This window comes from Luteimonas sp. RC10, from assembly GCF_014192745.1.
In the GTDB taxonomy this organism is placed as follows: Bacteria; Pseudomonadota; Gammaproteobacteria; order Xanthomonadales; family Xanthomonadaceae; genus Luteimonas.
The window spans coordinates 667,678-679,826 of record NZ_JACHYJ010000001.1 but is presented as its reverse complement, the minus strand read 5'-3'; the positions used below and the strand labels follow the sequence as shown (position 1 = coordinate 679,826).

General features: G+C 70.4%; 13 protein-coding genes. 9 read left to right on the top strand and 4 right to left on the bottom strand.

Annotated features, from left to right (window positions below; translation table 11 throughout):
• Positions 1-14 precede the first annotated feature (14 nt).
• The 3 genes from recD (at position 15) to FHW73_RS03040 (ending at position 3,222) form a co-directional block, all read left to right on the top strand.
• Positions 15-2,000 (top strand): exodeoxyribonuclease V subunit alpha, encoded by a 1,986-nt coding sequence (gene recD / locus FHW73_RS03050; RefSeq protein WP_183425370.1) that lies wholly within the window; start codon positions 15-17, stop codon positions 1,998-2,000.
• Between the two features lie 115 nt (positions 2,001-2,115).
• Entirely contained in the window at positions 2,116-2,823 is a 708-nt protein-coding gene (locus FHW73_RS03045) for a DUF4329 domain-containing protein (RefSeq protein ID WP_183425214.1), read from the top strand.
• 51 nt (positions 2,824-2,874) lie between these two features.
• The gene (locus FHW73_RS03040) at positions 2,875-3,222 is read left to right on the top strand and encodes a hypothetical protein (protein WP_183425213.1); all 348 of its coding nucleotides are present in this window, start codon (positions 2,875-2,877) and stop codon (positions 3,220-3,222) included.
• A 46-nt stretch (positions 3,223-3,268) separates the two neighbouring features.
• On the opposite strand, the gene FHW73_RS03035 is transcribed toward FHW73_RS03040, so the two are convergent.
• On the bottom strand, positions 3,269-3,805 hold the full coding sequence (locus FHW73_RS03035; RefSeq protein ID WP_183425212.1) for a rhodanese family protein: 537 nt from the start codon (positions 3,803-3,805) through the stop codon (positions 3,269-3,271).
• Between the two features lie 11 nt (positions 3,806-3,816).
• Positions 3,817-4,125 carry a metalloregulator ArsR/SmtB family transcription factor gene (locus FHW73_RS03030; protein ID WP_221187395.1) on the bottom strand — a complete coding sequence of 103 codons (309 nt, stop codon included), beginning with the start codon at positions 4,123-4,125 and terminating at the stop codon, positions 3,817-3,819.
• An 87-nt stretch (positions 4,126-4,212) separates the two neighbouring features.
• Between FHW73_RS03030 and FHW73_RS03025 the strand changes: the two genes are divergently transcribed.
• The 3 genes from FHW73_RS03025 to cueR all read left to right on the top strand — a co-directional run bounded on the left by FHW73_RS03025 (position 4,213) and on the right by cueR (position 7,693).
• On the top strand, positions 4,213-4,572 hold the full coding sequence (locus FHW73_RS03025; protein ID WP_183425211.1) for a carboxymuconolactone decarboxylase family protein: 360 nt from the start codon (positions 4,213-4,215) through the stop codon (positions 4,570-4,572).
• 128 nt (positions 4,573-4,700) lie between these two features.
• A complete protein-coding gene (locus tag FHW73_RS03020; RefSeq protein WP_183425210.1) occupies positions 4,701-7,205 on the top strand; it encodes a heavy metal translocating P-type ATPase in 2,505 nt (834 codons plus the stop codon).
• Positions 7,202-7,693, top strand: coding sequence for a Cu(I)-responsive transcriptional regulator (gene cueR / locus FHW73_RS03015; RefSeq protein WP_183425209.1), 492 nt, complete (start codon positions 7,202-7,204; stop codon positions 7,691-7,693). Before FHW73_RS03020 ends, cueR begins: the two co-directional genes overlap by 4 nt.
• 90 nt (positions 7,694-7,783) lie before the next feature.
• Here cueR and FHW73_RS03010 read toward each other — a convergent pair whose 3' ends face one another.
• Entirely contained in the window at positions 7,784-7,978 is a 195-nt protein-coding gene (locus FHW73_RS03010; protein ID WP_183425208.1) for a heavy-metal-associated domain-containing protein, read from the bottom strand.
• A gap of 223 nt (positions 7,979-8,201) precedes the next feature.
• Here FHW73_RS03010 and FHW73_RS03005 point away from each other — a divergent pair, with 223 nt between their 5' ends.
• From FHW73_RS03005 to FHW73_RS02995, 3 genes are all read left to right on the top strand, one after another.
• Entirely contained in the window at positions 8,202-8,693 is a 492-nt protein-coding gene (locus tag FHW73_RS03005; RefSeq protein ID WP_183425207.1) for a hypothetical protein, read from the top strand.
• 102 nt (positions 8,694-8,795) lie between these two features.
• The gene (locus FHW73_RS03000) at positions 8,796-10,049 is read left to right on the top strand and encodes a hypothetical protein (RefSeq protein ID WP_183425206.1); all 1,254 of its coding nucleotides are present in this window, start codon (positions 8,796-8,798) and stop codon (positions 10,047-10,049) included.
• A 146-nt stretch (positions 10,050-10,195) separates the two neighbouring features.
• Complete coding sequence (locus FHW73_RS02995) at positions 10,196-11,038, top strand: restriction endonuclease (RefSeq protein ID WP_183425205.1); 843 nt, start codon at positions 10,196-10,198, stop codon at positions 11,036-11,038.
• A gap of 79 nt (positions 11,039-11,117) precedes the next feature.
• Here FHW73_RS02995 and FHW73_RS02990 read toward each other — a convergent pair whose 3' ends face one another.
• Positions 11,118-12,083, bottom strand: coding sequence for an aspartyl protease family protein (locus tag FHW73_RS02990; RefSeq protein WP_183425204.1), 966 nt, complete (start codon positions 12,081-12,083; stop codon positions 11,118-11,120).
• Between the last annotated feature and the right edge of the window lie 66 nt (positions 12,084-12,149).

The following is a 12,149-nucleotide window of genomic DNA, read 5'->3' as shown; positions in this document are numbered from 1 at the left end:
CCAGGACCGATGCCATGCGCGACGCCACCGCATCCGCGCCGACCAAATCGCGCACGCCCGATCTGCTCACCGCGTTGCAGCGCAGCGGCGCGTTACGCACGCTCGACCTCGAGCTGGCGCAGCGCCTGCAGCGGCTCGCGCCTGAGACACCGGCCGCAGTGCTCGCCGCGGCGGCACTGGCCTCGCGGGCAGTCGCCCACGGCCATGCCGGCTTCGATCCCGCGCGCCCGCAGGGGCTGCTCGACGCCGAGTTGGACTGGCCCGCGCCGGACGCCTGGCACGCGCTGCTGCGCGACGCGCGCTGGGTCAGCCGACCGACGGACCCGCTCGCCCCCTCGGCGACCGATGCACCGCTGGTGCTCGAGCCGGCCGAGGCGGCAGGCGGCCTGCTGTACCTGCGCCGCTATCGTGAGTACGAGGCCAGCCTGGCGGCCGGCCTGCGGCGCATCGCGGCGCACCGGCTGGATGCAGCCAGCGCCAACGCCATCGTCGACACGTTCGCGGTGCTGTTTCCCGACGCGCAGGCCGGCGAGGACCGTCAGGCGCGTGCCGCCGCGCTGGCGCTGCGCCGTGCCCTGCTGCTGGTCACCGGCGGGCCCGGCACCGGCAAGACCACCACCATCGCCCGCCTGCTGGTGCTGCGCATCGCCCAGGCCTTGCGCAGCGGACGGTCACTGCCGCGCATCGCGCTGGCGGCGCCCACCGGCCGCGCCGCCGAGCGCATGGCCGAGAGCCTGCGCCGCGCGGTGCAAGGATTCGTCGGCGACCTCGATCCGGACCTGCGCGCCGCACTGCCCGGCGCCTTGCCCGACACCGCCAGCACGCTTCACCGCCTGCTCGGCACGGTGCCCGACAGCCCCACGTTCCGCCACCACGCTGGCCATCCGCTGCCGCTGGACGTGCTGGTGGTCGACGAGGCCTCGATGGTCGACCTGCCGCTGATGGCCAAGCTGGTCGATGCCGTCGCCGACGGCACCCAGCTGATCCTGCTCGGCGATGCCGACCAGTTGCCGTCGGTGGAAGCCGGCGATGTGCTGGCGGCGATTCTCGCCGCTGCCGGCCCCGGTCACGCGTTGCAGGCCGACGACGCGCGCGCGCTGCAACCGCTGCTCGGTGCCGCCACGCCCGTCGACCGCGTGACCGGCGGCCTGCACGGCCATCGCGTGCAGTTGCAGCGCGGCTACCGCCAGGACGCCGATTTCGACCTGGCGCCACTGGCCGACGCCGCGCGCGAAGGCGATGCCGAATCCGTGCTGTCGCTGTTGCGCGGCGGCCGGTTGCGCGGCGTGCACTTCCACGAAGACCTGACCGATGCGCTGGACGCACAGCAGGACACGCTGCTCGCGCACTGGCGCAGTCTCGCCGAGGCCCCCGATCCCGCGACCGCGCTCGCGCAGTCGCAGCGATTGCGCCTGTTGACCGCGGTGCGCGAAGGTCCGCAGGGCGCACGCGGCCTCAACGCCCGCATCGAAGCGCTGCTGTCGGGCCGCCGCATCGGGCCAGCGCCGGCCTGGTTCCATGGCCGCCTGCTGCTGATCACCGAAAACAGCTATCGCCATCGCCTGTTCAATGGCGACATCGGGATCTGCTGGCGCGATGGCGCCGACACGCCGATGGCCTGGTTCGCCAGCGACGTGCCCGGCGAGGTCCGCGCGTTTCATCCTGCCGCGTTGCCCGCCCACGAGAGTGCGTTCGCGATGACCGTGCACAAGGCCCAGGGCAGCGAGTTCGATGAGGTCTGGCTGCAGTTGCCGCGCCACGACAGCCGCGTACTCTCGCGCGAACTGATCTATACCGCGATCACCCGCGCACGCAGCCGCCTGCACATCGCCGGCAGCGCGCAGGTGCTGCGCGACGCGCTCGCGCGGCACGCGGTGCGGATGTCGGGGCTGGCATGGCGGCTGGGGGCGGCGAGCACCCCACCGAGCCCGCAGCTGGTGCACGGGGCCGGCCATGACTCAGACGCCGATGCCCCGCCGTCCCAGGGCACGCTGTTCTAGCGCGCAAGCGCGCTTGCGCTTGCATTCACCCAGTGCGATGCCCAAGGGTCTGCCCCAGCTTGTCGGTGTCTGCGACGTCCGTGAACCTGCACGTGTCCAGACACAGGTGCGCACGATGAGCGTCAACTCCATCGCCGGCGGCGCCGCCGCCCTCAGCGCGGTTGCTCCACCCCAGACACGCGACGACCCGCGCTACCTGCAGGTCGTCGACACGCTGGTGTCACCCGACGCCACACCGACGCAGCGCGAGCACGCCTACGATCTCGTCGCCGGCCTCGAAAGCGCAGACGACACGCCGTTGACCGACGCGGTGCTGACCGAGCGCGCCGCGCAGGCGATCGCCGACGACCGCACCATCCCGGTCGCCGTCTCCGCGGTTGCGCCGCTGGTACCGCCCGGCACCGCGCTCGGCCCGTTTCCCTCGAGCGATGCGGGCGCCCTCGAGATGATGACGTACTCCAATCCGCTGTCGATCAAGGCCAACCTGGAGAACGGCGGGCTGATCTTCCGAGATCCCGACAGCGACCAGTTCTTTGTGACCACGCCGATGGGCGGCACGCTCGACGGGTTCAATCCCGGCCAGGTGCCGCAGCCCGACGACCTGACGCTGGTGGCCTGCTATCACGGCCACGCCGACTATTCGAAGGCGGACGGCTCGCGGACCGACAAGGCGGGCGACGAGTTCAACAGCGACCACTTTTCGGCCCAGGACAAGAGCCTAGCCGACCGCGGCGTCTGGGGGTCGGTGATCTACGTATCGACGCCGAGCGGTGATTTCCGCAAGTATGATGCGGCCACGCGCCAGGACACGGTCATCAACTGACGGCGCGACGCGGCCCTCGGGCGCCGCCACCCGACTGCCGGAGGTCGTCCCATGGTCTTCAACAGGATCCTGCTCATGAGCACGCTCGCGTTCGCTTCTCTCGCCCACGCCGGCGCCACCGGCGGCGGCCCTGCCGAGGTCGTTCTGGACGGCGCCCGCGCCGCCGCGCTGGCCGCGGCCATCCCGGTGTTCCGGGACAAGCAACCGGAGGCCGATCTGACCAAGTTCCGGGTTCACGTCCATCCGGCCGACCAGGGCACGTTCCAGGTCGTGTTCGAACCGCAGCAGGCCGGCGAGGGCGCGCCCATGCTGGGCGGGCGCACCGTACACGGCCGCGAGCTCAATATCTGGATCAACGCGGCCGACCATACGCTCGACCGAATCGCTTTCGCACGTTGAGGTGCCGCAGAGTTACCGACGCACAAAGACCTGCATAGACGCGGCCTCAATTCGATACAGGCAGGCCCGATCGGCGGTTCCACGGCATGCGCGCCAACAGCCGGGCGAGCCCACACAATCCGCTGATACCGGCGAACGTCAGGCCGGCGCCGATGCCGCCCGCCAGCAGATGGAACCAGGGCGAAACACCGAAGCCCAAGGCGGTCGCCAGCAGGACGAGGCTGCCGGCCGCAATCTGGACCTGGCGGTTCAATTCCAACGGCTGCGTTCGGTCCCTCAGTACCGGCAGGCCGGCCTGTTTCCAGGCATCCAGGCCACCTTCGAGCGTGCACACCCGGACATGCGCACCCGCAGCGGCAACGAGTCGCGCCGCATGCGCGCCGGTCCGCATCCCCGAGCGGCAATGAAACACCACCACTGTGGCCTCGCCCCGCGGCAGTGGCGTGGTGCCCAGACGCGCCAGCGGGTGGGACACCGCACCGGGAATCCGTTCGCGTCGATGTTCGTCATGATCGCGGATGTCGATCAGGCAGGCGCCGGCCTGCACGAGCGCAAGGGTGGCGCGGGCATCGAGCATGTCCATTGGAGCGGTCCTCATGGGCAGAAAAGATCCTTGAGCGTGGCGATCAACCGCTCTACACGGGGATCGGCGATGCGGTAATGCAGCGTCTGCGCCTCTCGGCGAAAGCACACCAGCCCGTCCTCGCGCATCCGCGCCAGGTGCTGGGACAGTGCCGACTGGCTCAACTGCACCTGGGCCTGCAGCGCGCCCACGCTGGCCTCGCCGTGCTCGATCAACAGGCACAGCAACAGCAGCCGCTGCGGGTGGCCGAGAATGCGCAGCATCGAGGCGGCCTGTTCGGCGCCTTGGCGCATGAAATCCTGGGAGTCGTCTGTTGGCATGCGGCCATCATATTAGGTTTTACTAAATTAGCAACTTCTAATATGATGAAGCGGCCGGCGTCGTGCCGGCCCTCTCTGGAATCGACCATGCACGCCTCGACCTATGCCGAACTGACCCGCGACATCTCGCGCAATCTCACCGATCTGCGCAGCCACCACCCCGACGTGATGCGCGGCTTCAACGCACTGAGCAAGGCGGCAATGACCCCCGGCGCCCTCGACGAGAAGACCAAGGAGCTGATCGCGATGGCCATCGGCGTGGCCAATCGCTGCGACGGCTGCCTCGGCTTCCACGCCAAGGCGCTGGTGCGGCTGGGCGCGACGCCACAGGAGTTCCGGGAGATGCTGGGTGTGGCCGTCTACATGGGCGGCGGGCCGTCGCTGATGTACGCCGCCAACGCGCAGGCGGCCTACGACGAGTTCCGCGGGGCGGCCGCTGCGGCCTGAGGTCCGCAGCCCGGCGTCCACGCTGGAGGCCTCGGAGCAGACGCCCACGCCGTCCGACGCCCGGCTTGACCTTCCCACGATGGGAAGGCTTAGGCTGACCGCACCTGTCAGCCTTTGCGGAAGTTCCCATGGCCTCTCCCGGTTCCCGGACATCCCCGGACGCGACGATCGATCTGCCGATCGCCGGCATGACCTGTGCGAGCTGTGTCGGTCGGGTGGAAAAAGCCTTGGCCAAGGTGCCCGGCGTTGCACGTGTGTCGGTCAACCTGGCGACCGAGCGCGCGCAGGTCGTGCCGGCCGGCCCGGTCGACCGTGCGGCGCTGGTGCAGGCGGTCGAGGGAGTCGGCTATGCGGTGCCGGCCGCCACGCTGACGCTCGCGATCGAGGGCATGACCTGCGCCTCCTGCGTGGGTCGCGTCGAGAAGGCACTGGCAGTGGTGCCGGGCGTCGAGACCGCAGCGGTGAACCTGGCGACCGAGCGCGCCACCGTGCGCGGAACAGCGGACCTGGATGCATTGCTCGCGGCGATCGACCGGGTCGGCTACACGGCCCGGCCGGTCGGGCAGGCGCACAACGACGCCGACGCGGCGCGCAAGGACGAGGAGCACGCCGGCCTGCGTCGGGACCTGATCCTCGCCGCCGCACTCGCGTTGCCGGTGTTCGTGCTGGAGATGGGCGCGCACGTGATTCCTGGCATGCACGACTGGGTCATGACCCACATCGGCATGCGGACGAGCTGGTATCTGCAGTTTGCACTGACGCTGCTGGTGCTGGCGGTACCGGGCCGGCGCTTCTATCGCCACGGCATCCCGGCCCTGCTGCGGCTGGCGCCGGACATGAACTCGCTGGTCGCGGTCGGCACGGCGGCCGCGTTCGGCTACTCGGTGGTCGCCACGTTCGCCCCCGCCCTGCTGCCGGCCGGCACGGTCAACGTCTACTACGAGGCCGCGGCGGTGATCGTCGCGCTGATCCTGCTCGGGCGCTTCCTGGAGGCGCGGGCCAAGGGCCGCACGTCCGAGGCGATCCAACGTCTGGTCGGCCTGCAGGCGCGCGTCGCGCACGTCCAGCGCGCAGGCGCGGTGCGCGACATCGCGGTCGAGGACGTGATGCTCGGCGATGTGCTCGAGGTACGGCCCGGCGAGCGGATCCCGGTCGACGGCGAGATCGTCGAAGGCCGCAGCTATGTCGACGAATCGATGATCACCGGCGAGCCGGTGCCGGTCGAAAAGACCGTCGGCAGCGCGGTGGTCGGCGGCACCGTCAATCAGCAGGGTGCGTTGACGCTGCGCGCGACCGCCGTCGGTGCGGACACGACGCTCGCGCAGATCATCCGCCTGGTCGAACAGGCGCAAGGCGCCAAGCTGCCGATCCAGGCGGTCGTGGACCGGGTGACGCTGTGGTTCGTACCGGCGGTGATGCTCGCCGCACTGCTGACCTTTCTGGTCTGGCTGTGGCTGGGTCCGACACCGGCGCTGGGCTTCGCGCTGGTCAACGCGGTGGCCGTGCTGATCATCGCCTGCCCCTGCGCGATGGGCCTGGCGACGCCGACCTCGATCATGGTCGGCACCGGCCGCGGCGCCGAACTCGGTGTGCTGTTCCGCAAGGGCGAAGCGCTGCAACTGCTCAAGGACGCCCGCGTGGTCGCGGTGGACAAGACCGGCACGCTGACCGAGGGCCGGCCGGTCCTGACCGATCTCGTCGTCGCCGACGGCTTCGAACGCGACCGTGTGCTCGCGCAGGTCGCGGCGGTCGAAGCGCGCTCCGAGCATCCGATCGCGCGCGCCATCGTCGATGCGGCGATCGGGCGCGACCTCGCGATGGCCACCGCCGACCGATTCGAGTCGATCACCGGCATGGGCGTGCGTGCGCAGGTGGGCGGCGCACGCGTCGAGGTCGGCGCCGACCGCTTCATGCGCACGCTCGGCCTGGACGTCGCCGTCTTCGCCGACACCGCGCAGCGCCTGGGCGATGAAGGCAAGTCGCCGTTGTATGCCGCGGTCGACGGCCACTTGGCCGCCATCGTCACGGTCGGCGATCCGATCAAGCCGAGCACGCCCGCGGCCATCGCTGCGCTGCACGCGCTCGGCCTGCAGGTGGCCATGATCACCGGCGACAACGCGCGCACCGCGCAGGCCATCGCGCGGCAGTTGGGCATCGACGAGGTCGTGGCCGAAGTGCTGCCCGCGGGCAAGGTCGAGGCCGTGCGCCGGTTGCGGGCGCAGCACGGCCGCATCGCCTTCGTCGGCGACGGCATCAACGACGCCCCTGCACTGGCCGAGGCCGACGTGGGCCTGGCGATCGGTACCGGCACCGATGTTGCGATGGAATCGGCCGACGTGGTGCTGATGTCGGGCAACCTGCAGGGCGTGCCCAACGCGATCGCACTGTCACGGGCGACGCTCGGCAACATCCGCCAGAACCTGTTCTGGGCCTTCGGCTACAACACCGCGCTGATCCCCGTCGCTGCCGGCGTGCTCTATCCGGCCTACGGCGTGTTGCTGTCGCCGATCTTCGCCGCCGGCGCGATGGCGCTGTCGAGCGTGTTCGTGCTTGGCAATGCGCTGCGGCTGCGCCGCTTCCAAGCACCGCAGGCCACGGCCACCGGGGCCGCATCCGCAGGCGCGGCGCCATGAACATCGGCGAGGCCGCTCGCGCATCCGGGGTCTCGGCCAAGATGATCCGCTACTACGAGCAAACCGGCCTGATCCCGGCGCCCACCCGCACCGCCGCCGGTTATCGCGCCTACGGCCAGGACGATGTCCACCGGCTGCAGTTCATCCGCCGTGCCCGCGACCTCGGGTTCTCGGTCGCCGAGATCGCCGACCTGCTGGGCCTGTGGCACGACACCGCGCGCCACAGCGCCGACGTCAAACGCCTGGCGCAGGACCGCATCGCCGAACTCGAACGGCGCATGCGCGACCTGCGGCAGATGACCGACACGCTCCGCACGCTGGTCGACTGCTGTGCCGGCGACGACCGGCCCGACTGCCCGATCCTCGAGCAACTGCAGCAGCCCGTTCCCGGCCCGGCGGACGACCGCCCGCGGACGGGTGCCGTCTTGCGGCGCCCGAGCGCATCCGCGACGACGCGATCGGCAACGAAGCGGACGCGGACGCGCTAACGCAGACGTTGCGCATCGCGCGATCGTCTACCTGCGCTGCAAGACAGAACGCCGCAACCTGTCGAGGCGGGGCGCAGTGCGCGAGGCGCTTCAGCCTTCGCGTGGTGGGAAACCGGCCTCGCGCAGCGCCGCAACGACCGCTTCGCGTGAGGCCGAGGTCCGGACCTCCACCGTGCGGTTCGGCGGATCGGCCTCCACGCTCGCCTGCGCATCGACCGACTGGATCGCCTTGGTCACCGACCGGGCGCAACCGCCGCAGGTCATGTCATCGAGATGGAACTGCATGGCGGACTCCCTGGAATACGTTGCCGGCAGTGTGCGGCTTGCCACCGTGGGAAGGTCAAGCGCGACCGCGCGCCTCCTGCTCGGTCGCGGCATCCGCGCATCGCCCGGCGCACTGTCGACCCCATCGCAGTCCGCGACCCGTTCGCACCGGGGCTGGTAACGTCGGGCCGCCGATGCGGTTCGGTCCGACACCGATCCAGGCGATCACAAGGGAGTGCATCCAATGAAGCATCCAGGCAGGTTGTTCGTCGCCGGCACCGCGGTCGCGATGCTGGCGGCCTGCTCGTCGAACGTCGACACCCCCGCTGGCACGTCCGGCGATCGCCCCACGGCGCAACCGTTGCTGATCCGCAACGCCGAGCGGACCACAGTCGCCCACCAAGCCCTGATCGAAGGGCGTCTGCACGCAGATCCCGCCGGCTGCCTGCGGATCGGCGACGACAGCGGCCCGCTGATCGTCTGGCATCACGACAGCCGACTCGAGCAGGGGGCGGACGGCCGCGTCCAGGTGATCGACGGCTTCACCGGCCACGCGGCCTCGATCGGCGACGACATCGCCCTGGGCGGTTCGGGCGGGCCGGATGCACCTGCCCGCGTCATCCCCGAGATTCCGGCGGCCTGCGCAACCGGCGACTACTGGATGGCCGGGGAGCTGATGAATGCGGCGCAGTCCCAGGCGCTGCGGCAGCGGCAAGCGGATCAGCCGCCACCCTGACCGCCGAAATGAGCATGCGCATCACATAAGCCAAGGCGGGATCGGCGTACGGTCGGGGCGTCACGAGAACGTGACATTTTCCCGAGTCAATGGAGAGTGACCATGAACGCCAAGTTGTTACCGTATGTCGCTTGCATCGCGGTTCTGGGCGTGGGAAATATCGCAACCGGCCATGCGGCCGATTCGCGATGGATCGCACCGGACGGGCTGTTGAGTGCGGACGCGTCGATGTCGCGCGATGTGGCCGGCGTCGCCGACGCGCTGGGGATTTCCGAAGACGCGGCGCGCCGACAGTTGAATGTCCAACCGTTCGCCGACGCCATCGCCGAGCGCGTCCGTCAGCGTCACGCAAACCGCCTGGCCGGCGTCTACATCGAGCATGCCCCATCCGGTCGGCTCGTCGTGCGGCTGACCGGTCACGATGCCGTGCGACCGGAGTTCCACCAGTTCGGCGCCGACCCGCTGGAGGTCGCGTACGAGGTGGGCGCCGACCACACGCTCGCCGATCTGCAACGCCGATTCGACACTGGCTTCCCGACGCTCGGGCAGCGGATGCAGGGCCTGCAGGGCGGTTATGTCGACGAGCGCACCGGCCAGATCGTGATCGAACGCGTCCGCGGCGAGAAAGCGATGCGTCAAGCCGATGTCCAGCGCCTCGCCGCCGCGCATTTCGGCGTCCCGGTCCGCGTGGTCGAACCGGACGCGCCCAACGAGCAACAGGCGGTGTTTGGCGGCGGGCTGCTGGACTACGTGCGTTCGGGCATCACGTACATCTGTACCGGCGGCTTCGTCGTCGGCAATACCGCCAGCCAGTACGGCACGCTCACCGCCGGCCACTGTCAGCCGACCTCCGGCACCTACAGCTATCTCGGGCACGATGGCGCCAGCCACAGCCTGACCCACGTGGCACGGGCCTACAACAGCACCTCGGACATCGGTTGGGCGCGTCCCGTACCGGCCGCAAGCGTCGGCCCCTGGGTGTGGACCGGCGCCGCCTATGCGCAGGTCACTGGGCGCCGGACCCAGGCGGCCACGACCGTGGGCAACGTGATCTGTCGCTACGGCCGCACCGGCGGCTATGGCTGCGCGACGGTGTTCTCCAAGGCGTACAGCCCCGGCAGCATCTGCGGGCCGGCCGTCCCGGGCACCGCGGCGTGCTCGGCGACCTTCGTCGGCCTCAACTCCAGCGCAGGGCTGTGCCAGGGTGGCGACAGCGGCGGACCGTGGTTCATCGCCGTGGCCGGTGGCGTCGTCGCGGCCGGTGTCCACAGTGCCGGCAATCCCTCGGCGGGCCTGTGCGTCTACACCAGCACGGACTACGCCTACTCGGCGCTGGGATTGAGCCTGGTCTACTGACGCACGGCAGGCCTCCCGCGCGCGTGACACCAGCCGAACCGGCTGGTGTCACGCGCAGGCCCGACGCCTCGGCGCCCTGCGTCGGGGCGTCGCTTCTCCTGGGCTCTTGTTGCCGCTATCGTGCGCCGCAGGACAGAGGGGGACGCATGGGACGCGGACGCGACAATCCGTTCGATGGTCTGGCCGCATTGCCGTGGCCGGTCGCGCTCGTGGTCGGACTGCTCGGTTATGCGGCGATCCGGCATGGCGTGCCGGCCTACGTCGCACGACTCGACGGTCCACTCGCCCAGGCATTGGCGATGCAGCGCGATGCCCTCGCGCCGATCGCCTGGCTGTTCCTTGGCGGCTGCAGTATCGCGTCGCTGGCCGCCTTCGTCCGCGCGCGTCGGCGCCGGCGGCTGCTCGATGCCTGCACGCAGCTCGATCATGTGGCGGCACTGGGATGGCGCGATTTCGAGCGTCTCGTCGGCGAGGCGTTCCGGCGTCAGGGCTACGGCATCGAGGAAACCGGCCTGGGCGGCGCGGATGGCGGCATCGATCTGATCCTGCACAAAGGCGGACAACGCACCCTCGTGCAATGCAAGCAGTGGCGCCGCCGGCAAGTGCCGGTCGGCGTCGTACGCGAGATGTACGGCCTGCTCGCGCACCACCGCGCGCAGGCGGTGCGCATCGCTGCACTGGGCGGGTTCACCCGGGATGCCGCGCGCTTCGCGCAGGGCAAGCCGATCGACCTCATCGACGGCCCCACGCTGCTGGCGATGATCCGCAGTGTGCAAGCCGCCGAACCCAGCCGTGCCGACACGCGCGATGCGCCGGTAGTGTCGCAACCCACTGGCCCCGTCGAGCACGATCCCGATCCCGGTCACCAGGCCGGCGCATCGACCGACTGCCCACGCTGCGGCGCCACGATGGTCCGGCGCGCCAACCGCAGGACTGGCGCCACGTTCTGGGGATGTTCGGGCTATCCGGCGTGCCGCGGGACACGATAGCGCGCGATTTCCAGGCGTCCGATGTCGCGTGTCGCGACGATGCCATCGGCAACCCGCGTAATCACGCTGCCCAGTGCGGTCAGGGCGTACCCGAGCCCGACGCGCCTGCCAGGCACACGCCCGCCGCATTCGCCAGCACGTCGACGCGTCCGTAGCGCAGCGCGTCGATGCCCAGGATCACCGCCGGGCGCTCGGCCAGTCCCAGCACCGAGAACACTGGCAGCGCGCTGATCCGCACTTCGGTGGACGGCAGCGACCAGTCGTCGATCGACAGCTGCGGCAGGGTGTAGAGCCAGGTCTCGACCACTTGGTCGGCGATGCCGCGGGTGCCGGCGTCGCGGCGACGCAGCCGGGCATCGTCCTCGGTCACGCCCAGCGCGCGCGCAGCCGGCAGGTTGAGCACGGTCTGCGCGGCGCCGGTGTCGACGACCGCGATCGCGTCGACGGCCTGCGCGCTGTCGCGCAGTTGCGTCGGCACGAAGGCGAAGCGCTGCAGGCCGGCGGCGCGTTGCGGCAGCGCGTTGTCCAGGCAATCGGCACGCGCCAGGCTGCCGGGTGGGGCAAGCAGCAGTTCGCCGGCTGGCAGGTCGAAGCGCAGGTCGAAGCGCGCCATCAGATCGTTGCCCAGGATGCCGTCGATCGGCGGCGCATCGCCTTCGGCGATCTGCGACAGGTCCATCGCCAGCAGTTGCGCTTTCCAGGCGAAGTCACCGGCCGACAGGGCCTGCAACGCGGTCGCCCGGGTCGCAGCCGCACTGCCGCCTGCGCCCTGGATCGTCATGTCGCGCGCCGTGGCCTCGAGCAAGCCGAAGCGCTCGGCCAGCGCGAGGTCCACAACGCTGGCACCGGCGGCGGTATCGACGACGAAGCTCAGCGGACGCGTGGCGCCTTCGATCTGGACCTCCACGCGCGGGTGCTTGCCGACGAAGCGCATGGCGATGCGATGGGCCTGGCCTTCGGAGATCGAAGGCGATGCGGTGGCGGCGCAGGGTGCGCCCAGGGTCAGCGACAGCAGACAGGCAGAGAGCAGGACGCGGAGCGACATGACGGCACCTCGATGAAGGAGCCGCCATTGCAGCGGGCGCAGGTATCGCGACGATGTCGGCGACGG